The sequence below is a fragment of the Alienimonas californiensis genome, assembly GCF_007743815.1.
GTDB classification, from domain to species: domain Bacteria; phylum Planctomycetota; class Planctomycetia; order Planctomycetales; family Planctomycetaceae; genus Alienimonas; species Alienimonas californiensis.
The window spans coordinates 5,104,025-5,124,956 of sequence record NZ_CP036265.1; the positions used below are offsets into that span (position 1 = coordinate 5,104,025).

The following is a 20,932-nucleotide window of genomic DNA, read 5'->3' on the forward strand; positions in this document are numbered from 1 at the left end:
CCGTCACCGGGCCCCCCTCCCCAGCGGGGCCGACGTCACAACGCTCGCTGCCCGACCTCCTCGATGAAGATCAACGAGATCAAGCGGATCGCCGGCGCGATCAGCCTTGACCGCAACATTGACGCGGAGATCGTCTATGAGGGCATCGAAGCCGCGATTACGCAGGCGGCGCTGAAAGTCTTCGGCGAGGACGCCGAGGTGCAGGTCTCCATCGACCGCGAAACCGGCGAGCCGGACGCTTCCGTCAACGGCAACCCGCTCTCCAGCGACGACATCGGCGATCTGCTCGGCCGCATCGCGGCCCAGACCGCCAAGCAGGTGATGATCCAGAAGATCCGCGAAGCCGAACGCGACGCCCTCTTCGACGAGTTCACCGCCCAGCGCGGCGAGATCATTAGCGGCACCATCACCAAGGTGGAGCCCGGCGGCACCGTCCTCACCAACCTCGGCAAAACCGAGGCGATCCTGCCCCGCAGCGAGCAGATCCCCGGCGAGACGCACAACGTCAACGAACGCGTTCGGGCCGTCGTGATGGACGTCCGCAAGCAGGGCAGCCGGGTCAAGATCATCCTCTCCCGCACCCACCCCGAACTGGTTCGCCGCCTGTTCGAACTGGAGATTCCCGAAGTCTCCGAGGGCACCATCGAGGTCCGCAGCCTCTCCCGCGAGGCCGGCTACCGCTCCAAGGTCGCCGTCACCTGCCACGACCCGAAGGTCGACCCGGTCGGCGCCTGTGTCGGCGTTCGCGGGGCCCGCATCCGCAACGTCGTCGACGAACTCGCCGGCGAGCGAATCGACATCATCCGCTGGAACGACAGCCTGCGGGTCCTCGTCCCCAACGCCCTGCAGCCGGCCGAGGTGGAAGACGTCATCCTCTGCCCGCAGTTGGGCAAGGTCATCGTCCTGGTGGAAGAGGACAACCTGTCCCTCGCCATCGGCCGCAAGGGGCAGAACGTGCGGCTGGCCTCCAAGCTGGTCGGCTGGGACATTCAGGTGATGACCCCCGAAAAGCTCGACGCCCAGATCGCCGAGAGCGTCGCCCAGTTCACCCGCATCCCGCAGATGGACGAGGATCTCGCCGAGAACCTCGTCGCCCAGGGCTTCTTCACGTTCGACGAACTCAGCATCATCGAGCCGGACGCGCTGCAGGAGATCAGCGGCCTGGACGCGGAAAGCTGCGACGCGATCGTGGCCTTCGCCGACGAGGAGAGCGCCCGGCAGGAGGCTGAGGAGAAGATGGCCCGCGAACGCCGTCGGCAGTTGCGGGCGATGGGCATGACGGAGGACGACCTGAAGCGTCGCACGGACGCCGCCCGGGCCGCCGAAGCCCAAACCGGCGAAGTGTCGACGAACGCCGCGGCGGCCAACGCCGCCGCCCTGGCGGCGGTCCCGAACGACGGCGAGGCCGACGGCCCCGCTGAGATGCCGGACCCCGAAGTCGCCGAGGCGATGGCCGAGGACGCCGCGGAAGCCCCGACCGCCGAGGGCGAGGCGAACGCCGCCACGGCGCGCGAGGACGCCTTGGACGGCCCCCGTATGGGCCCGCCGCACGAATCCGCCGACCCGCTCGAAGCCGACGAGGCTGGCGAGGACTCGCTCACCGCGAACCTGACGAACGCCCCGGTTGCCGTCGGCGATGCCGCAGTCGCCCCGGCCGACGCGGAGGAAGCGGCGCTCGACCAGACCGCCGCGGACGAAATCGCCCCGCCCCCGTCAGACGCCCCCGGCGTGGACCCCGATCTCGCCGGGGCCGCCCCGATCGACGACAAGAACTCCGGCTCAGCCGGCGTGACCCCCGACCAGGCCCGTCCGCACGCGGACGACGCCGCCCCCTCCTCCGACGGCGTGCTGTCGGTCGAGGAGGAGACGCCGGCGGGAGAACCCGTGTGACTTCCTGTCCCGACGGCAAAATGTCGTCTGACCGGCGTCGTCCGGTCGCGTAGGATCGGCGGGGGGTGAGGCCCCCGCGTCAGATCAGGTCGCCGCCCCCCGCGGCCGCCCCGCGTCGCCTCATCCCGCCCGCGATCGCCCGCCCGCCGGGCCGCCGATCGCCCGATTTTCCCCAGTGTGTTTTCGAGAGGCCGTCTTGAAGGTTCGGATTTTCGCCCTGGCCAAAGAGCTGGGGATGGACAGCAAGGAACTCTTCGAACACGCGGCGGAGGCCGGCGTGAAGGTGAAGAACAACGCGCTGGCCAGCGTGTCCGAAGCGGAGCGGGACGTGATCCTCGCTCATATCAGCGGCGAAGGCGGGGCGGGGTCCAACGGCAAGGCGGCGAAGAAAGCCGCCAAGAAAGCCCCGGAACCCCCCAAGCCCGCGGCAGCGGCCCCGGTCCGCCCGCAGCGCCCGGTCGAGACGAAGATTCGCACCGTCGGCGGCCCTGCCAAGAACGAACGTCGGACCGACGTCGCCGACCATCCCGAGCCGGAGCCGGAACCCGAACCGGTCGCGGTGGAGGAAGCCGCCCCCGAGCTGGAACTGGAATCGGCGCCGCAAGTCGAGGCGGAGGCGCAACCGGCTGAGCCCGCCGCGGAGGAACCGTCCGCCAAGTCTCAGGATCCGCAGCGGCCGCAGACCCGTGCGGAGCGAATCGCCGCGATGCGACCCGTTCGTCCGGTCTCCGGCGGCGGCCGTTCCGTCCGGACGCTGGGCGCCGGCGGTCCCGCGAAGCCGGCGGCGAAGCCCGCCGGCGCCGCCCCGACGCCCCCGCCGGTCGCCAAACCGGCGGCGCCCCCCGCCCCGTCGACGTCCGCCAAGCCCGCCCCCGCCGCGCAGCCGGCCCAGCGGCCTGACAAGCCCCTGCCCGCCGCCGTCGCCGAGAGCGCCCGCCCCGCGGCTGAGGCCCCGGCGGCCAAGCCCGCCCCGGCCTCCCCGGCGACTCCGCCGGCCACGAAGGCGTCCGCCGACGAACCGGCCAACTCCGCCGCCCCGCAGCGGCCCGTCAAGGCGGCCGGCTCCCTCCGCGACCGCATGCGGGCCGGCGGGCCGCGGGAGATGACGGCGATCGGCGTCGTCCAGACCACCAAAAAGCAGCGCGAGAAGAAGCGCCCGCAGATCGCCCGCCCGGCGGTCGCCGCCCCGCCGGAGCCGCCCTCGCCGGTGCGTCCCGGCAGCAAGGGGAAAGGCAAGGCTCCCGACGAGCCGAAGGCCCAGAAGCCGGACGTCAAACTGACCGCCGCGATGATGGGCGGCGAGAGCCCGCTGTCCCAGCACGTTCGCGGCATTGCCACCGGCCAGCGGAAGAGCGCCCTCAGCCGGGGCGTCGCCGGTAAGGCCGACGCCAAGAGCCTGCTGGAACAGCGCCGGATCGAACAGCTCAAGCGGGTCGAGGACCAGCGCCGTCGGCGTCGTCCCCGTCCCGGCGGCGGCTTCCCGCCCGGCATGCGTCGCCGCGGTCGCAGCCGCAGCAAGGGTCCGGTCGAGTACGGGAACGAAGCCGTCGTCGAGGCGCCGATCACGGTCCGCAGCCTTTCCGAAGGCATGGGCCGCCCGGCGAACAGCATCCTCCAGGTGCTGTTCAAGGCCGGCCGCATGGCCACGATGAACGATTCCCTCACCGAGGAGGAGGCGCTGGAGATCGCGCTGGAACTCGGCGTGGAACTCGAGATCAAGAGCGGTCGCGACCTGGAGGCGGAGCTCGAAGAACTCCTCGAGATCGACGAGGACGAAGCGGGCCTGGCCCTCCGGCCGCCGGTCGTCACGATCCTCGGCCACGTCGACCACGGCAAAACGACGATGGTCGACCGGCTCCGCAGCGGGAACACCGCCGCCGGTGAGGCCGGTGGGATCACCCAGCACATCGCCGCTTACCAGGTGATGCACAACGGCAAGGCGGTCACCTTCGTGGACACCCCCGGTCACGCCGCCTTCGGCGAGATGCGGGCCCGCGGGGCGAACGTCACGGACCTTGTGATCCTCGTCGTCGCCGCCGACGACGGCGTGATGCCGCAGACCGAGGAGGCCATCTCCCACGCCAAAGCGGCGGAGGTGCCGATGATTGTCGCCCTCAACAAGATCGACCTGCCCGGCGTCGACGAGCAGAAAACCCTGCAGGGCCTCGCCCAGCAGAACGTGCTCCCGGCGGAGTGGGGCGGCGACGTGGAAGTCGTCCGCACCTCCGGCGAGACCGGTCAGGGCCTGGACGAACTGCTGGAGACGATCCAGCTCACGGCCGAACTGAACGAGTACAAGGCGAACCCGGACCGCGACGCGGTCGGCACCTGTCTGGAGGCCTTCCGCAACGAGGGCCGCGGGCCGGTGAGCTGGTTCATCGTCCAGAACGGCACGCTGAAGGTCGGCGACGTGGTTCTGTGCGGCAGCGCCTACGGCAAGGTCCGGGCGATGTACGACGACCGCGACAACCCGATCAAGAAGGCCGGCCCCAGCATGCCGGTGAAGGTGTCGGGCCTGGACGAGGTGCCCGCGGCCGGCGCTCACTTCTTCGTGTTGAAGAGCCTCGAGGACGCCCGCGAGCTGGCCGAGCAACGCAAGTTCGCCGGTCGCAGCGAGGAGCTGGCCAGCATGAACCAGCGCCCGCAGACCTTCGACGAGATCATGGCCGCCGCTCGCGGCGAGGCGGAAACGACCGACCTGCCCCTGATCCTCAAGGCCGACACCCCGGGCTCCCTGCAGGCCCTCAAGGCCGAGCTGCTGAACCTGGACAACCCCGAGGTCCGCGTGCGGCTCAAGCACAGCGGCGTCGGCCCGGTCAACGAGTCGGACGTGCGTCTGGCCGACACTGCCGCGGCGGTGATCATCGCCTTCCACACCGAGACCGACCCGCGGGCGGAGCAGCTCGCCGATCAGGAAGGCGTGGAGATCCGCGACTACCAGATCATCTACGAGGTGATCGACGACATCCGCAGCGAGCTGGAAGGCTTGCTCAAGCCGGAGCAGCGGGAGATTCCCACCGGTCGCGCCTTGGTGTTGGCCACCTTCAAGACCAGCAAGTTCGGCACGATCGCCGGTTGCCGGGTGTTGGGCGGCACGATCGCCCGGGACCACCGCTGCCGCGTGGTCCGCGATCAGGAGATCATCGGGGACTACGACATCGCCTCGCTCCGCCGCGAGAAGGACGACGTGAAGGAGATCCGCGAGGGCTTCGAGTGCGGCATCCGGCTGAAGCGGTTCAACGACGTCCGCGAGGGCGACCTGCTGGAGGCCTACCGCGTCGAGGAGGTGAAGCGGACGCTCGAACAGGCCGAGGCCGAGGCGAAAGCCGCGGAACAGGCCCGCGAACTGGCCGCATTGGAGGCGGAGGCCCTCGGCGAGGACGCCCCGGAGAACCCGGACGCGCCCAAACCGGTCGTGCGGCAGTTCCGCGGCCGTCGCGGCCGGTAAGTCTTACTTCCGTTGCGTGAAGGCCCGGCCGGGCCTCCGCGTTCAGATCCTCCCTCTACCACCTCTTTCCACCCCCTCCCCCCCGCGTTGGCGAAGTCTCGTAAACTGGCAAAGCTGAACCGGGCGATCCGGGAGGTGGTCAGCACGCAGGTGCTGTTCAACATCCGCGACCCGCGGGTGCGGGGCGTGACGGTGCTGGACGCCGATATCGCCCCGGACGGCCGCACCGCCAAGGTCTACGTCACCGTGCTCGGCGACGAAGAGGCGGAAACGCGGGCCTTGGAGGGGCTGGACAGCGCCAAGGGGTTCTTCCAGGCGAAGATCGCGGAGCGTCTGGACACCCGCTACACGCCGGTGCTCACGTTCCTGGCGGACGGCGGGGTGAAACGGAGCATCGAGATCAGCCGCTCGTTGCAGCAGGCGACCGGCCGCAGCCTCGCCGAACCCGATCCGCCGGCCCCCGAGCCGTTCGACTTCAAACAGGCCGCGAACCGGCCGACCGACTCTGGGAAGACGTCGGACTCCGGCGAGGACCCGGACGGCGCCGCCGGCAAGCCCCGCGACGTGTTCGCCCTGCCGGACCCGACGTCCCCGATGGAGCCGCCCCCGCCGCCGGATCGGCCGGACGGCGAGTACACCCCGCCCTCCCCCGTCGCCCGGCCGCCGCGGGCCGATCGGCCCGCCGGCGGCGCCAGGCCCGCTTCGTCCGAGCCCGGTTCGCCCGGCACTGATTCGACCGGATCTGATTCGCCCGGTTCCGATTCGACTGAGCCCGGCCCGCCGGCGCCGTAGATCGCTGATCGCCCCCGCCGCCGGCGTCGGGGCCCTCCCCCCACCCGTCGGCCCGCCCGCCGCGCCCACCCACCGACCAAGAGGCTTCGCTGATGAAGGCGTCCGACCGTCAGGAACTGGCGAAGACAATTACCCCGCCGCTGCAGAAAGAATACGGCCCGCCGCCCCCGGAGGCGGATCGGCCGGTGCTGGAAACGCTGATCTTCAGCGTTCTGCTGGAAGACCTGCCGCTGGAGACTGCGGAGCAGGCGTACGAGTCGCTGACCACCGCCTTCTTCGACCTGAACGAGATCCGCGTCTCGACGATCGCGGAGATCTCCGCCACCCTGAAGGGCCTTCCGCGGCCGGAGTTACGGGCGCACCGGATTCGCACCGTGCTGCAAACGGTGTTCGAGGACGGCTACACCTTCACGCTGGAGCCGATCCGCAAGAAGACCCTGGAGCAGGCCCAGAAAACGCTGGAGGGCATCCGCGACCTCTCCACCTTCAGCCGCCAGTACACCCTGCAACACGCCCTCAGCGGGCACGCGGTGCCGGTGGACGGCACGACCGGGCGGGCGGCGGTCTGGCTGGGACTGGCCGAGGGCGACGAGGAGACCGGCGGCATCGACGAGGAGGCGATCGCCGACGCCCTCAAGAGCGCCATCCGCAAGGCGGACGCTCCGGAGTTCAATCACCTGCTGCGGGCCTTCGCCACGGACGAACGCTTCAAGGACCTGTTCGGTAAGAAGTGGTCGATCCCCGAGGGCGGCTACGACCCGGCGGACGCCGCTGCACGCTTGAAAAAGACGCTCGCGGACCCCTCCGCCGGACTGCCGCCGGCGAAGAAGAAGGCGGCCAAGCCCAAGGCCGCCGCAAAGCCGAAGGCCGCCAAAACGCCGGCCGACGACGCGGACGACGCGGACGACGCGGCGAAGACGTCCGACGCCCAGGGCGAAGAGGCCAAATCGGCTGACGCCAAATCGGCTGACGCCAAATCGGCCGGGACGAAAACGAGCGGGGGCAAGACGGCAGCGAAGTCGTCAAAATCCCCCGCGAAGGCGGCGAAGAAGTCGGCGAAGGGCGCCGCCAAATCGTCCGCCAAAAGCTGACCCCGTCCGTTCCCCCGGGAGCCGCACCGATGTCGACCGCTCGCCCCGCCGCCTCGCTGGCCGCGGCCCTGCTCTTCCTCGGTTCCGCGGCGTCCGGCCTGCGGGCTCAGGAGGCGCTGCCCGATCCGGCTCCGGCGACCGCCGCGACGCCCTCCCCGGCGGAGGCCGCCGCGGCCCTGACCGCCGGCCCGGCCGACGATCCCGCCGCCCCCGCCGAGCTGCTGCGGACCCGCGACGAGGCGGGCGACGCCGGCGTCGAGGCGACGGCCCACTTCCTCACCGGCCAGTTCCTGCTCCGCGACGGCGAGCCGGAGGCTGCGTTGGAGGCGTTCCTCGCCGCCCGCGAACTCACCCCGGACTCCGCCGAGGTGTTGCGGTCCGTGGTGGCCGTCGCCTTCGAACTGGGCCGGAACGAACTGGGTTCGGAGGTCGCCGCGGAGCTGTCGGATCGCCTGCCGAACGACTGGCAACTCGCCCGGACGCTGGCCCGATTGAAGCTCGGCGCCGGCGATGCGGCCGGGGCGCAGAAGTATCTGAAGCGGGCCGCCCTCTCGCCGGATCTGCCGAAGGTCGGGCCGGAGGCCGCCGAGGTGCTGCGGGGGTACGCGGTGCTCAGCGCCGGTTTGCAGCAGTTCGAGGACGCCGCCGAGGCCTACAGCCGCCTCCTCCCGCTGATGAGCGGCGCCGAGGGCGGCCTGGACTTCCGCACCCGCACCGCCCTGCTGAGCGACGCCCGCACCGCCCCGCTGGTCGCCGCCCGGATCCTGACCGGCGTCGGCCGGCCCGTTGATGCGGTGAAGGCGTTTCGCCTGGCGCTCACCCTGGAGGCCGGCGCCCCCGGCAGCGTGCTCGACACGCCGGAGGAGCCCGCCGCCCGCGTGCAACTGGCCACCGTGCTCATCGCGGCCGACCAGCCCGCGGAAGCCCTGGCGGAGATCGACCGCCTGCTGACCGACGTCCCCGCGGAGGCCTCCGACGCGATCGCGGCCGCCGCGCTGGTGATCCAGAAGGCGTTGCAGGACCTGGACCGCAAGGGCGAGATCGTCGATCGGCTCACGGCGCTGCACGAGCAGTTCCCGGAGAACGTCGCGGTCGCGGTGAGCCTCGCCGCCGCCCGGGCCGACGCCGGCGATCTGGAGCGGGCCGAGGAGGAACTGGAAGCGCTGGTCGAGCAGGAGCCGACCGTCTGGCTGCCGCTGAGCACGGTCCGCCGGCTCCGCGGCGACGCCGTCGGCTGGCTGGACGCCGTCGCTCAGGCGAAGGCCGCGGGGCTCGACAACACCGACCCCGAACCCGTCCGGGCCGCCCGGAACGAGACGTTCCGCGACGCCGTGCTGGAGGCCGTGCCCGTCGTCGATCCCACGCCGAAGGACCAGGACGACGGCGGCGTCGCCCGCGCCAGGGAGATCACCCGGGCCCAACTCGCCGCGAGCGCCGGTCGGGCGGAAGAGGTCGAAGCCGGCCTCCGCAGCGCCTTGGAGCGGGAACGCAGCCGGCGGTTCGACGCGTACCTCACCCTCATCAGCGTGCTGAACGACTTGGAACAGGACGAACGGGCCGCGGCCGTGGCCGACGAGGCGCTGGCGGACGCGGGGCTGGACGACCCGGACCTCGGCGCCCGCCGGGCGGAGTTCCTGACGATCCGCGCCCAACTCCACCGGCAGGCCGGCGACACCGACGCCGCCGTCGAGACCCTCCGAAAGGCCGAGGCGCTCACCCCGAAAAATCCGTTCTTCGCCTACCAGGCCGGGATCGCCCGCTTCGTCGACGGCGATTCCGACGCGGCGGAGGAGGAACTGGAACGGGCGCTGAAGCTCGCCGAGCCGCTGCCGGACGGCGGCGGGGAGCTCGGCAAACAGGTGCGTTCGCTCCTCTCCGCCCTGCTGGTTCGCAAGGGCGACTTCGAACGCGGCGCCGGCCTGCTCGAGGAGCAACTGCGGCTCACGCCGGACGATCCGGGGACGCTGAATGACCTCGGTTACCTGTGGGCGGATCGCGGGATGAACCTGCCGCGGGCGGAGCGGATGATCCGGGCCGCGGTCGCCGCGGAGCCGGACAACGCCGCCTACCTCGATTCGCTCGGCTGGGTGCTGCTGAAACGCGGCAAGCCGCAGGAGGCCCGGGAGCCGCTGGAGCGGGCCGGGAAGCTTTCCGTCGAACGCGGTCAGGAGGGCGACGGCACGATCTGGAGCCACCTCGGCGACCTGTGGGCCGCGCTCAACGAACCGCAGCAGGCCCGCGACGCCTGGAAGGCGGCCCTCCAGCGGGCGAACACCGCGGAGGAGAAGGACGAGGAGCTGATCCGCTCCCTCAAGAAGAAGCTGGGTCGCGAGTGACGCGTTTGAGTGAGCCGCTCTCTTCAAGAGAGCGGCTAACGCGGCCGCCCGCCGTTATCCTGCCCCGCCCCCCGTTCGACGTTCCGCTTTCGACCTCCCTCTCTGAAATGGCCGGCCACTCCCACTGGGCGAATATCCAACGATCCAAGGGGGCCGTGGATAAGAAGCGGGGCAAGCTGTTCGGCAAGTTGAGCCGGCTGATCATCGTCGCCGCCCGCAGCGGCGGGGCGGACCCGGACATGAACCTCCGGCTGCGGTACGCGATCGACAAGGCGAAGGCCGTGTCGATGCCCAAGGACAACATCGAGCGGGCCGTCAAGAAGGGCGCCGGGGAACTCGGCACCGGCGAGAGCTTCGACGAGGTAGTCTACGAGGGCTACGCCCCCGGCGGCGTCGCGGTGCTGTGCGAGATCCTCACGGACAACCGCAACCGGACCGCAGGCGAGATCCGCAAGGCCTTCGACCGCTTCGGCGGCAGCCTCGGCACGACCGGCTGCGTGGCTTACCTGTTCGATCAGAAGGGGGTGTTCACGATCCCCGCCTCGGCGACGGACGAGGAGACGCTGTTCGAAGTCGCCCTCGAAGCCGGCGCCGAGGACGTGAAGCGCGAGGGCAGCGGCGAGGAGGCGGTGTTCGAGGTCCTCTGCCCGCCGGCCGACTTCGACGCCGTCGCCGCCGCCCTGAGCGAAGCCGGCATCGAGCCGGACAACGCGGAAGTAACTCGCGTGCCGCAGAACTACATCGACCTCGACGCCGACACCGCCGGCCAGGTGCTGCGGTTGATGGAGGAATTGGAGGACCACGACGACGTCCAATCTGTCTCCGCGAACTTCAACCTGCCCGACGGCTACGAAGTCGGGTGAGTGCCGCCGCCTTGGCGGACGGGCCGACCGACCTGACGCTCGGGACGCTACTGTCGGCGGCGTGGCGATTCGCGGACGGCGTGCGGGCCGAGGCGACGGCGGCGGGGCTGCTGGCCTACACGCTGCTCGCCTGGCCGCTCGGGCTGTTCCTGGGCGGCGCGCTGGTGGCGCCGAACTCGCCCGTGCCGTTCCTCACGCTGGAGGCGACGGTTCTGCTCAGGCCGTTCGCGACGCCGCTGGCGTTTCTGCTGCTCGCCCACGCCCACGACCGCATTGCCCGACTGGAGGGCGCCGCGGTCGAACCGGACGACGCGGCCCTGGCCGGCTGAACCGCGTCGGTTGTGGCTGCGTTGTCAGTCGGGGATCGTGGCGGATTGCCGCATTCGCTCATTTCCCCGCCTCCCCGTCCGGCGCCGGCCGTTGACCTCCCCCAAAATCGAGTTTCACTGCGAAACGTGCGGGAAGTCGCTGCGCGCCCCGATCAGCAAGGCGGGAGCGGAGGCCGACTGCCCGCAGTGCGGCGATCGGGTGCGGGTGCCGAACGCCCCGCTGGCGGAGGATGGGGGCGACGACGACCGGGACGCCGCGATCCTCTGTCCGGTCTGCGGGGAACGGTCGAGCCCGGACGCCGTCGCCTGCCCCTCCTGCGGCGAGCTGCTGGGCGATTTGGGCGATCGCCCCGACGATCGTCTCCGGCACGAGGGACGCAGCGGACCGACGGAGGTGACGCTCGGCAGCGTGTGGACGGCGGCCTTCGAGGACTGGAAGGAGCACTTCGGCATCCTGCTGGCGTCCGTCCTGCTGGCCATCGCCATCTCGTTCGGGACGTTCTTCACGCTCTACATGGGGCTGGGGGTGGCGATGATCGTCGGCATGGCCGCGGCCGGCGGCGGCGGGGGGCCGCCGAATGAGGTCGTCATTGGGGTCATCATGGTCGGGTGGATGGTCCTGCTCTTCGTGGCGATCGTGGTGGTGAACAGCTGGATGACGCTGGGGCTGGCCGGGCTGCATCTGGAAGCGGTCCGCGGCCGGCCGGAGTTGAGCACGCTGTTTCGCCCCCCGGGCATCTGGCGGATGATGCTCTGCAGCGTGATCGTCGCCGTCTTCGCCTATGTGCTGGCGGCGATCCCGACGGTCGGGGCGATGTACCTGATCTTCGACGGCGCCGGCGGCGGTCCCCCGGGCGGCGGGATGATCGCGCTGATGCTATTGGGGTACCTCATTCCCGTGGCCGTGTACGGCGGGGTCTTCCTGCTGTTTTGGCCGGTGCCGTTCCTCTGCGTGGACCGGCCGGACGTGGGGCACGTCAAGCCGCTGTGGTGGAGCCTGAAGATGCCGGCCGGGTCGTGGGGCGGGCATCTGGCGGTCGGGGGCGCCGCGTACGGGCTCCTGTTCCTCGGGGCCCTGCCCTGCGGCGTCGGCCTGCCGTTCACCGGGCCGCTGGCCGGGTTGCTGCTCGCCCACGCCTACGACCGATTCGACCGTGCGGAGACCGACGCCCGCGGCCCCCGCGTGCTGGACCCCGAAGGGGTGATCTAGCGTTCCGCCGCCGTCCGGCTTACCTCCCGCCATGACCGCCGCCCCGCCGACCGTCGCCTGCGTCGTCTGCCAGCGGGAGTTGGCGGCGCCGCCGCAGGGCGGGACGGTCGTCTGCCCCCAGTGCGGTGAGACGAACGAAATCGCCGCCGGCGGCCGGGCCGTGGCACCGCATTGCCCGGTCTGCGGGAGCGCCGTCGCCGCCGACGCCCCCGCCTGCGGCCAGTGCGGCGAATTGCTCGGCTCGCTGTCCCCCGGCCCGGACGAGTCCTCCCACCGCCCCGGCGGCGCCGGCGCGGCCGACGCAACGCTGGGGGCGATCGTGGTCGACGCCGCCCGCGACTACGCCCGCCGCTGGTGGACGCTGGGCCTCGCCGTGCTGGGGGCGGAACTGCTGTGGATCATGCTGTTCGTCAGCGAGGTGCTGCTGGGAATCGGCGGCGTGTACCTCGGCGGGGCGATGGACAACTGGGCGGGCGAGGGCGCGGTGTGGGGCTTTTTCATCGCCTACGGCGTCGGGGCGCTGGCGGCGCTGCCGTTGAACGCCGCCGTGCCGCTGGGCTTGGCGAACCTGCACCTCGCCGCCGTGCGCGACGCGCTGCCGCGGGGGCGCCGCAGCGGCGAGGGCTCCCGATTCGCCCCGCTGTGGCGGGCCCGCGGCCGACGCCGGATGCTGCTGTGCGGGGGGATCGCGCTCTTCGTCCTCGCCGGGCAGGCGGTGACGGCGTTGTTCCTGATGGACGCCGTGGAGTCGGATCTGCGGCGGGCGACCGGGTCGTACGATCTGGTTCAGGCCCTCTGGATCGCCGCCGTCGCGGCGCCCACGCTGCTCGTCTGGCTGCTGGTCTGGCCGTTGCCGTTTCTGATCGTCGATCGGCCGCATCTGCTCCACGTCCGTCCGTTGAAAGCCTGCCTGACGCTACCCGCCGGCCACCGGGGCGCCCTGCTGGCGGCGGGCTTTCTCGCCGCGGCGCTGCTGGTCCTCGGGACCCTGCCCTGGGGCCTGCTGTTGCCGGTCACCGGGCCGATGGCCGGCCTGCTGCTGGCCCACGCCTACGACCGGGTCGCCCGGACCGAAGAGGAACGGGAGGACCCGGCGCCGCTCGACCCGGAGGGGCTGCTCTGACGGGTTTCGCCCGCCGGCGGGCGGTCTGATCCGGAATCGTTGTCGGGGCGTTCGCGGCAGGGGAATGTGACTCGCTGCCCGCCCGGTTTTCCCCCACCCCGCCTCTTTCGCCCCGCCGATGTCCGCCGACGAACCGTCCGACGCGCTGCCCGAACCCGTGCCGCCGCGGGTGGAGGAGGACCGGGTGCTGTTCCGCTGCACGACCTGCGGCAAGGAGCTGCGGACGCTGCGGAGCCGGGCCGGGCAGACGACCGCCTGCCCGCAGTGCGGCGACCCCGTCACGGTGCCGGACACCGGCGTCGCTCCCCCGCCGCCGACCCCGGCGCCGACCCGCCCGGAGACGACCCCCTGCCCGATGTGCGGGGCGGACAACTCCCTCGGCGCCGTCCACTGTGCGGTGTGCGGCGAACGTCTGCCGACCGAGGCGCCGCCCGAACGCGCCGCGACCGGCGGACGGTTCCGGCGGCGGGTGGGGACGGTCTCGATCGGGGAGACGTTCCGAGAGGGGAACCGGCTGTTCCGCGAACACTTCGGCCTGATGCTGGGCGCCACGCTGCTGACCGGGGCCCTGCTGATGCTCGGCGGGTGCCTGATCGGCATGCCGTTCCAGTTCGCCGGCATGGCCGCCAGCGGTCAGATCGGCGACGCGATGGCCGGCGCCCCCCGCCGGCCGGACGCGGAACAGACGCTCGTGTTGACCGGCGTCTCTCAGATCGGCCAACTGTTGGCGGTCGCGGTGTTCGCCTTCGTGCTGGCCGGGTTCGTGCGTCTGCGGATCAACCTGGCCCGCCGCGGCCGGGCGAAGATTGAAGACCTGTTCGCCGAGCGCGGCGTCTGGGCCAGCGCCGCCCTCACCTCCGTCGTCTACACCTTGATGACCGGGCTGCCGAGCACGCTGGCCTGGGCCGTAGCGTCGACCGGCGACGGCGGCATGAAAATGATCGGCTTGGAAATGCTGGCCCAGCCGGGACCGGGCAATCCGGGGACTGACTTCGACCCTGCCTGGGCCGCGGCGAGCGGCGTTCTGGGTCTGGTCCAGCTGGTGATCGGCGTGCTGTTCTGGCCGTACCTGTTCCTCTGCGTGGACTACAAGATGAGCGGCCTGGCGCCGCTGTCCGCCTCGCTGACGGCGACCCGCGGCAGCCGCTGGGCACTGCTGGGGCTGTCGCTGATCCAGGGCGTGATCATGCTGGTCGCAATGATTCCCTGCGGGCTCGGCCTGTTGATCGCGATCCCGTACGTCAGCGCCCTGAACGTGGCGGCCTACGAGCAGATCAGCGGGAACCACGCCGCGGGCCCGCGGCGGGCGTGAGATCGGCGACGGGCCCTCAACGGCGGGCGATGGAACGGCGGCCTATTGACGGTGTTCCGGCGTCCACTAAAGTGGGCCGTGGCGTTCGGCCCGCTGGACGCCCCGCCGCCGCCCGCCGATGATCCCCCGCCGGCCGACCCCACCGCCATGATCCGCAGTCGCCGCACCGCCCGACCGTCCGCCGCGGTGCGGGCGGCCCTGACGGTCCCCAAATCTCCCCAGGCCCGGATGGCCCGCCAACCCACCTATCGCGGCGACGACGCCGAGCCGCAGGACGCTCCCCCGCCCCGCCCCGCCCGGGGAACGTCCCGCGGCGAACCGGACGACACCCCGGCGCCCGGCACCCCGGACGCGGAGTTCGAAAACAGCCTCCGCCCCCGCCGGCTCTCCGAAGTCGTCGGGCAGCGGAAGGTGGTGGAGCGACTGGGCATCACCCTGGACGCCGCCCGCCGCCGGGGCGAGCCGCTGGGACACCTGTTGCTTGACGGTCCGCCGGGGCTGGGGAAGACGACGCTCGCCACGGTCGTGCCGCGGGAACTCGACCCCGACGGCGGCCCCGGGAACATCCAGTTCACCAGCGGCCCGGCCCTGCGGGCGCCGCACGATCTGGTGGCGTACCTCACCTGCGCCACGCGGGGCTCGGTGTTGTTCATCGACGAAATCCACCGGCTGCCGCCGGCCGTCGAGGAGTACCTCTACCCGGCGATGGAGGACTTCCGCGTCGACATCGTGATGGGCGAGGGCACCGGCGCCCGCACTGTCAGCCTGAATATCGAACCGTTCACCGTCATCGGCGCCACGACGCGCAGCGGCATGCTGACGGCCCCGCTGCGGGACCGCTTCGTGAATCACGAGCGGGTCGAATATTACGAGGTGTCCGATCTGGCCGAGATCGTGCGCCGGAACGCCGCGAAGCTCGGCCTGACGGTCGAGGGCGACGCCGCGGAGCAACTCGCCCGCCGCTCCCGCGGCACGCCGCGGAAGGCGAACAACCTGCTGCGGTGGTGCCGGGACTTCACCCAGGTGCATTCGGAGCGCGGCGTGCTCACGCCGACGCTGGCCGCCCGGGCGCTGGAGATGCGGGAAGTGGACGCCCTCGGCTTGGAGGATCAGGACCGCCGCTACCTGCGGACGATCATTGAGGCCTTCGCCGGCGGGCCGGTGGGGCTCTCCACGCTGTCGCACGCCCTCAGCGTGCCGACGGACACGCTGGAGGACGAAGTCGAGCCGTACCTGCTCCGCTGCGGTCTGATGCAGCGCACCAGCCGCGGCCGCGTCGCCACCGTGCGGGCTTGGGAGCACCTCGGGTTAGACCGGGCCGCGGACGGCGGATCGCTGTTCTGAAGGCGAGCGGGGGGCGTCAGCCCCCCGTGTGTTCCCACGCGATCGAGGACACGGAGGGCTGACGCCCACCGCTCGCCTCGCCTTGCTTAGCCTTTCGCGGCGGCGAAGGCGGCGTCGTAGTTCGGCTCCTCGGCGATTTCGGAGCAGTATTCGACGTGCTTGAGCGTGTCGTCCGGGCCGATCACGAACACAGCCCGGCAGAGCACGCGGTCCAGCGGGCCGCCGGTGATCTTCACCCCGTAGGCCTCGCCGAAGGCGGCGGTGCGGTGGTCGGACAGGGCCTTGACGTTCTCCACGCCCTCGGCGGCGCACCAGCGCTTCTGGGCGAAGGGCAGATCGCAGCTGACGGCGTAGACGTTCAGGCTCGCATCGCTCTTCGCGGCGTCGTTGAACCGCTTCGTTTCCTTGCTGCACACGCTGGTGTCGAGACTCGGCACGACCGCGACGATGCGGGCGGAGCCGGCGTCGGAGGCCAGCGTGACCTCGGACAGGTCGATCGCCTGCAGGGCGAAGTCGGGGGCCTTGTCGCCGGCTTTCAATTCGGGGCCGGCGAGGGCGACGGGATCGCCTTTGAAGGTGACGGAGGCGGACATGGGCGGGCGATTCCGGGTGAGAAAGCGTGAAACGAGGGGCCGCGGAGGATCGGGGCGTGAAGGCTCCGCGCGCCGCCGGCCGGGGACCGGACGGTCGGCGCGCCGGGGTTCCGCGGCGGGGCGTCAGGATGGGGGCGAACGGTCCGCCCCACAACGGTGCGACCCCCAACCGTTCGGCGCCCGACATTCCGGGGCCGATCGCTTCGCGGCCCTACGCTCCGCGCGCGGAGGATTGCGACGGCGCGCCGCTCACGTGGCGGGGGGACGGCCAGCGGGATGCCGCCCGGGTGAGTCGGGGGAGATTCCCCGCCCCACCGCCGCGACGAGTCCCCGGGAGGGGCGCCGCGGGGTGGCGTAGGGTGAGGGCTCGCCGCCCGCCGCGTCCCCCGCAGGAAGCCGTCTGATGTTCGCCCCGCTGTTGATCGTCGCCCTGGCCGCCCCGCTCGCCCCCCAGGAGGGGGCGGCGCCCGCCGACCCGCCGACGCCCGGACCGCTCCGCACCCGGGGGGTTGCCGAACCGCCGGGCGAACGCTCCGACCGCGGCACGCTGGACGGCATGCCCGACGCCCCCGGCGAGCCCGCCCGGCAACGCGACGATCGCCCCGCGGATCGTCCCGGGGAGCGCGACCGGGGCGACCGGCGGGGCCGCGACGGCGGGGGCCGCATCGAACCGCAACTGGTTCCGCCGGACGACCGCGACTCCGTGTTCGGCGTGTACGCCTACAACACCAGCGAGGGCGTGACGGTGACCGGCGTGATCCCGAACAGCCCGGCCGCCCGGACGGGGCTGGAACGCGGCGACCGCATCCTCACCGTGGACGGGTTTCAGGTCGGATACGTCCGCGGCCGGCTGTACCCGCTCGGGCAGGAGATCCGCCGCCGGGCCGGCCGGGGCGGAGAGGTCACGCTGCTCGTTCAGAACGTGCGGAACCGGCAACTGCTGAACGTCGACGTCCGTATCGGCCACGGACGCCCGGGCATCCCCCGCCCGGTCGACCCGCGGCCGTTCCCGTTCCGAGGGACGTTCGACGACATGATCGACGAGGCTGAGGCCGACGATCCGGTCCGCGACCTGCCGCGGAGCCGCGATCAGGACGAGTGACGCCGGCCGAACCGGGCCTTTACTCCGCCCGGACGATCGCGGCGCTGGCCTGGCCGCCGCGGGTGCCGTTGAGGTTCAGGAACACCTTGTTGCCGCCGTCCGGCCGGTGATCGCCGGCGACGAACTGCAACTCGCCGCAGTCGCCGTCGGCGGAGTCGTGGTTCAGGCAGACGGGGATCAGGCCCTCGCGGAGCATCAGCAGGCTGGCGACCAGTTCCTGCACGCCGCTGCCGGAGCCCGCGTTGCCGGTAAAGCCCTTCAGCCCGGTGATCGGCACGGGCGCCCCCGCCAGCAGATCCGAGAGGCCGCGGCACTCCTCGGCGTCTGCGTCGCGGGTGCCGACGCCGTGCCCGTTGACGTGACCGAGATCGGCCGGGGACAGGTCCGCGTCCCGCAGCGCCGCCCGACCGGCGACGGCGTACGCTTTCGCGAGCTGACCGGTGGCGTTCAGCGTGGAGACGCAGCCGGAGCCGAAGCCGAGCAATTCGCCGTAGATCGTCGCCCCGCGGGCCTCGGCGTGTTCGCGTTCTTCAAGAATCACGGTGCAGGCCGCCTCGCCGACGACCTGGCCGGAGCGGTGGGCGTCCCACGGTTTGCACCACGAGCCCGGCGGACCGTCGCCGTCGGCAAGATCGCCGAAGAGCTCGACGTTCAGCGTGCGGACCGGGTGCAGATGGGTGCCGGTGGTGCCCGCGACCATCACGTCGGCCCGGCCGCGTTCGATGATCCGAGCGGCCTCGGACAACGCCAGGTTGCCGCTCGCCCCGCCCATCGTCAGGGAGTTGCTGGGGCCGCGGGCGTCCAGGGCGATGCCGATGTGGCAGGCCGGCATGTTCGGCAGATAGTTGAGCAGCCAGAGCGGCTCCAGCATCTTCATGCCCTGCGACCCCCAGCGGTCGAGATCGAACCGCGGGACCAGGCCGGACTCGTGCGCCTCGGTGGGCCTCGGATCGCAGCAGACGACGGCGGGCTCCGCCAGCACGTGGGGGGGGCTGAACATCAGGTTCGCCCCGAAGTCCACGCCCATCCGACTGCGGTCGATGGCGTCCAGGTCTAGGCCGCTATGCTCCACGGCGTGCAGGGCGGAGACGACGCCGAGTTCGATCTCCCGGCACATCACCTTGATGAATTTCCGCTGCTTCTTGGGCATCGCCTCCTTGGTGACGCCGTCGTCGAAGCCGGGGATCTCCCCGCCGACGTTCCCGGGCGCCGCGGAGGCGTCCATCACATCGGTGATGACGTCCACGCCGCTGCGCTTGGCCTTCAGGGCCTCTAGAAACGACTGCACGCCGATGCCCAGCGGGCTGACGACCCCGATCCCGGTAATGACGACGCGGCGGCGGGAGCCGTGGCTGGCTGGATTCGAGGCGCTCATCTGGGCTGTTCAGTCGGTGCCGGCAGGGGTCGAAGCATCGGCGCGAGTCGCCGGGCGGTCAACGTCGGTTGTGGCGGACGTTCGATTGCGCCACGTCGCGAGGACAAACCCGAGGAGGCCGCCAGCAAGCAGGACGAACGGCGCGGCGAACAACGTGGGAAACTCGGTCCCCGGCACGACCGGCACGTTTCTTCCAGGCCCGCCCGCTCAAGCTGAACGCGATCGCCAGGGCACCGGAGGAGCCCCACGCGGTCCAGCCGAGGCGATCAGCGGGGACCCGTCCGATCGTCGCCGGCCGGGCGGCCGCCTCTCGACGCTCGGGGCTCACCGGCTCACGCCTTGCCCAACACCAGGCAGGCGTTGTGGCCGCCGAAGCCGAAGGAGTTGTTCAGCACGGCCTTGATCGGCATCGGCCGGGCCTCGTGGGGGACGTAGTCGAGGTCGCAGCCTTCGCCGGGCTCGTCGAGGTTGATCGTCGGCGGGGCGGCCTGCTCGGTGAGGGCCATCAGGCAGGCGATCGTTTCGACCCCGCCGCTGGCGCCCAGCAGGTGGCCGATCTGCGATTTGGTGCTGCTGACGGCCAGCTTTTTGGCGTGATGGCCGAACACCGTCTTGATCGCCGCGGTCTCCGCCTTGTCGCCCAGCGGGGTGCTGGTGCCGTGGGCGTTGACGTACTGAATGTCCTCGACGTTCAGCCCGGCGTCGGCGATGGCGAAGGTCATCGCCCGGCCGGCGCCGCGACCCTCGGGGTCGGGGGCGGTCATGTGGTAGGCGTCGCTGCTCATGCCGTAGCCGAGCACCTCCGCCAGGATGGTCGCCCCGCGTTTGAGGGCGTGCTCCCAGTCTTCCAGGATCATGATGCCGGCGCCCTCGCCGAGGACGAAGCCGTCGCGGTCCTTATCGAAGGGCCGGGAGGCCAGCGAGGGGGCGTCGTTGCGGTTGGAGAGGGCGTTCATCCGGGCGAAGCCGGAGACGCCCATCGGGGTGATGGCCGCCTCGCTGCCGCCAGTGACCATCACGTCCGCCTGCCCGTGCTGGATCAGCCGGAAGGCGTCGCCGATGGCGTTGGTGGCGCTGGCGCAGGCCGTGGCGACGGCACTGTTCGGCCCCTTGAGGTTGTACAGGTAGGAGATGTTCCCGCTGGCGGCGTTGACCATCAGCTTAGGAATCATGAACGGGCTGACCCGGCGGGGGCCGCGTTCGAACAGCGTGCGGTGCTGCTCCTCGATCTCGTGCAGGCCGCCGATCCCGCTGCCGACGAGCACGCCGCGGCGGGTGGCGTCGCCGGAGTCCCGCTCCAGTCCGGCTTCCTTCAAAGCCCGGTCGGCGGCGACGACGGCGAACTGGACGAAGCGGTCCATCCGCCGCAGCTCTTTCTCCGGCACGTCGACCATCGCAGCGGCGTCAAAGTCCTTCACCTCACCGGCGAAATGGACTTTGAATTCGTCCGGCACGAAGCGACCGATCCGCGACACGCCGCTCTTGCCGGCGGCGCAGCGCTCCCAGAACTCCTGGCGGGAGTGCCCGAGGGTGGAGATGACCGACCCGCCGGTGACGGCGACGCGGCGTAGTTCGGTCGAACGGGTCACCCGATCGCTACTCACGGAGGTATGCTCACTCACGGCGGGGCGTCACGCCGGCCTAGAGAGCCGGCGGACGAGACGGAACGACGGGGAACCCGACGCGGGCAACGACCCCGCACGGGCGGCGACAGCCTCGGGTTCAACCCTCGGACTGGCGCTGTTCGATGTAGTCGACGGCGTCGCCGACGGTCTGGATTTTCTCGTAGTCCTCGTCCGGGATGGTGATATCGAAGGTATCTTCGAACTCCATCCCCAACTCGACCAGGTCCAGGCTGTCGGCCTTCAGGTCGTCGACGAATTTGCTCTCGCGAGAAACCTCTTCGACCGGCACGCCGAGCTGGTCGGAGACGATCTGGATGACTTTTTCTTCGGTCGCTTCGGCAGCCACGGGTAATCCTCGGGTCGCCGCGCGGAGGCGGCAAAGTTGTACGTCGGGAACCGGAACCGCTCACGGCCGCCGGCGGGTGGAAAAACGGCGGTCGCGCCGGGGGACTCATTGGAGCCCACACCATACGCCACCGACCGGTCAGGTTCTAACGGT

General features: G+C 71.4%; 16 protein-coding genes. 12 read left to right on the forward strand and 4 right to left on the reverse strand.

The annotated features are described in order from the left end of the window. The first annotated feature begins 63 nt into the window (after positions 1 to 63). The 11 genes from nusA (at position 64) to ruvB (ending at position 15,738) form a co-directional block, all read left to right on the forward strand. Positions 64 to 1,890 carry a transcription termination factor NusA gene (gene nusA, locus CA12_RS20290; protein WP_145360949.1) on the forward strand — a complete coding sequence of 609 codons (1,827 nt, stop codon included), beginning with the start codon at positions 64 to 66 and terminating at the stop codon, positions 1,888 to 1,890. A gap of 196 nt (positions 1,891 to 2,086) precedes the next feature. Continuing rightward, the gene (gene infB / locus CA12_RS20295) at positions 2,087 to 5,338 is read left to right on the forward strand and encodes a translation initiation factor IF-2 (RefSeq protein WP_207622054.1); all 3,252 of its coding nucleotides are present in this window, start codon (positions 2,087 to 2,089) and stop codon (positions 5,336 to 5,338) included. A gap of 87 nt (positions 5,339 to 5,425) precedes the next feature. Then, positions 5,426 to 6,130 carry a 30S ribosome-binding factor RbfA gene (gene rbfA, locus CA12_RS20300; protein WP_165700894.1) on the forward strand — a complete coding sequence of 235 codons (705 nt, stop codon included), beginning with the start codon at positions 5,426 to 5,428 and terminating at the stop codon, positions 6,128 to 6,130. A 92-nt stretch (positions 6,131 to 6,222) separates the two neighbouring features. After that, positions 6,223 to 7,221 carry a hypothetical protein gene (locus tag CA12_RS22295; protein WP_165700895.1) on the forward strand — a complete coding sequence of 333 codons (999 nt, stop codon included), beginning with the start codon at positions 6,223 to 6,225 and terminating at the stop codon, positions 7,219 to 7,221. A 29-nt stretch (positions 7,222 to 7,250) separates the two neighbouring features. Next, positions 7,251 to 9,557 carry a tetratricopeptide repeat protein gene (locus tag CA12_RS20310; RefSeq protein ID WP_145360951.1) on the forward strand — a complete coding sequence of 769 codons (2,307 nt, stop codon included), beginning with the start codon at positions 7,251 to 7,253 and terminating at the stop codon, positions 9,555 to 9,557. A 107-nt stretch (positions 9,558 to 9,664) separates the two neighbouring features. Beyond that, entirely contained in the window at positions 9,665 to 10,420 is a 756-nt protein-coding gene (locus tag CA12_RS20315; RefSeq protein ID WP_145360952.1) for a YebC/PmpR family DNA-binding transcriptional regulator, read from the forward strand. Continuing rightward, the gene (locus CA12_RS20320; protein WP_145360953.1) at positions 10,417 to 10,749 is read left to right on the forward strand and encodes a hypothetical protein; all 333 of its coding nucleotides are present in this window, start codon (positions 10,417 to 10,419) and stop codon (positions 10,747 to 10,749) included. Before CA12_RS20315 ends, CA12_RS20320 begins: the two co-directional genes overlap by 4 nt. A 91-nt stretch (positions 10,750 to 10,840) precedes the next feature. Then, positions 10,841 to 11,959 carry a hypothetical protein gene (locus CA12_RS20325; RefSeq protein ID WP_145360954.1) on the forward strand — a complete coding sequence of 373 codons (1,119 nt, stop codon included), beginning with the start codon at positions 10,841 to 10,843 and terminating at the stop codon, positions 11,957 to 11,959. Positions 11,960 to 11,990: 31 nt separating this feature from the next. Further along, on the forward strand, positions 11,991 to 13,082 hold the full coding sequence (locus CA12_RS20330; RefSeq protein ID WP_145360955.1) for a zinc ribbon domain-containing protein: 1,092 nt from the start codon (positions 11,991 to 11,993) through the stop codon (positions 13,080 to 13,082). Positions 13,083 to 13,200: 118 nt separating this feature from the next. Next, positions 13,201 to 14,394: an FmdB family zinc ribbon protein gene (locus tag CA12_RS20335; RefSeq protein ID WP_145360956.1), complete on the forward strand. Its 1,194-nt coding sequence runs from the start codon at positions 13,201 to 13,203 to the stop codon at positions 14,392 to 14,394. Between the two features lie 228 nt (positions 14,395 to 14,622). Further along, entirely contained in the window at positions 14,623 to 15,738 is a 1,116-nt protein-coding gene (gene ruvB, locus CA12_RS20340) for a Holliday junction branch migration DNA helicase RuvB (RefSeq protein ID WP_145361682.1), read from the forward strand. An 86-nt stretch (positions 15,739 to 15,824) separates the two neighbouring features. On the opposite strand, the gene tpx is transcribed toward ruvB, so the two are convergent. Further along, positions 15,825 to 16,331 carry a thiol peroxidase gene (gene tpx, locus CA12_RS20345; RefSeq protein WP_145360957.1) on the reverse strand — a complete coding sequence of 169 codons (507 nt, stop codon included), beginning with the start codon at positions 16,329 to 16,331 and terminating at the stop codon, positions 15,825 to 15,827. 403 nt (positions 16,332 to 16,734) lie between these two features. Between tpx and CA12_RS20350 the strand changes: the two genes are divergently transcribed. Next, the gene (locus CA12_RS20350) at positions 16,735 to 17,433 is read left to right on the forward strand and encodes a PDZ domain-containing protein (protein WP_145360958.1); all 699 of its coding nucleotides are present in this window, start codon (positions 16,735 to 16,737) and stop codon (positions 17,431 to 17,433) included. Positions 17,434 to 17,452: 19 nt separating this feature from the next. Here CA12_RS20350 and CA12_RS20355 read toward each other — a convergent pair whose 3' ends face one another. The 3 genes from CA12_RS20355 to acpP all read right to left on the reverse strand — a co-directional run bounded on the left by CA12_RS20355 (position 17,453) and on the right by acpP (position 20,779). Continuing rightward, positions 17,453 to 18,808, reverse strand: a complete 1,356-nt coding sequence (locus tag CA12_RS20355; protein WP_145360959.1) for a beta-ketoacyl-[acyl-carrier-protein] synthase family protein — start codon at positions 18,806 to 18,808, stop codon at positions 17,453 to 17,455. A 332-nt stretch (positions 18,809 to 19,140) separates the two neighbouring features. Further along, positions 19,141 to 20,397 carry a beta-ketoacyl-ACP synthase II gene (gene fabF / locus CA12_RS20360; RefSeq protein WP_145360960.1) on the reverse strand — a complete coding sequence of 419 codons (1,257 nt, stop codon included), beginning with the start codon at positions 20,395 to 20,397 and terminating at the stop codon, positions 19,141 to 19,143. Positions 20,398 to 20,530: 133 nt separating this feature from the next. After that, on the reverse strand, positions 20,531 to 20,779 hold the full coding sequence (gene acpP / locus CA12_RS20365; protein WP_145360961.1) for an acyl carrier protein: 249 nt from the start codon (positions 20,777 to 20,779) through the stop codon (positions 20,531 to 20,533). Positions 20,780 to 20,932 lie beyond the last annotated feature (153 nt).

Excerpts from the sequence above, each read along its gene's own strand:
- tpx (WP_145360957.1), bottom strand. The coding sequence starts at position 16,331 with ATGTCCGCCTCCGTCACCTTCAAAGGCGATCCCGTCGCCCTCGCCGGC.
- CA12_RS20310 (WP_145360951.1), top strand. The coding sequence starts at position 7,251 with ATGTCGACCGCTCGCCCCGCCGCCTCGCTGGCCGCGGCCCTGCTCTTC.
- nusA (WP_145360949.1), top strand. The coding sequence starts at position 64 with ATGAAGATCAACGAGATCAAGCGGATCGCCGGCGCGATCAGCCTTGAC.
- CA12_RS20355 (WP_145360959.1), bottom strand. The coding sequence starts at position 18,808 with ATGAGCGCCTCGAATCCAGCCAGCCACGGCTCCCGCCGCCGCGTCGTC.
- CA12_RS20350 (WP_145360958.1), top strand. The coding sequence starts at position 16,735 with ATGTTCGCCCCGCTGTTGATCGTCGCCCTGGCCGCCCCGCTCGCCCCC.
- CA12_RS20330 (WP_145360955.1), top strand. The coding sequence starts at position 11,991 with ATGACCGCCGCCCCGCCGACCGTCGCCTGCGTCGTCTGCCAGCGGGAG.
- CA12_RS20335 (WP_145360956.1), top strand. The coding sequence starts at position 13,201 with ATGTCCGCCGACGAACCGTCCGACGCGCTGCCCGAACCCGTGCCGCCG.
- CA12_RS22295 (WP_165700895.1), top strand. The coding sequence starts at position 6,223 with ATGAAGGCGTCCGACCGTCAGGAACTGGCGAAGACAATTACCCCGCCG.
- ruvB (WP_145361682.1), top strand. The coding sequence starts at position 14,623 with ATGGCCCGCCAACCCACCTATCGCGGCGACGACGCCGAGCCGCAGGAC.
- CA12_RS20315 (WP_145360952.1), top strand. The coding sequence starts at position 9,665 with ATGGCCGGCCACTCCCACTGGGCGAATATCCAACGATCCAAGGGGGCC.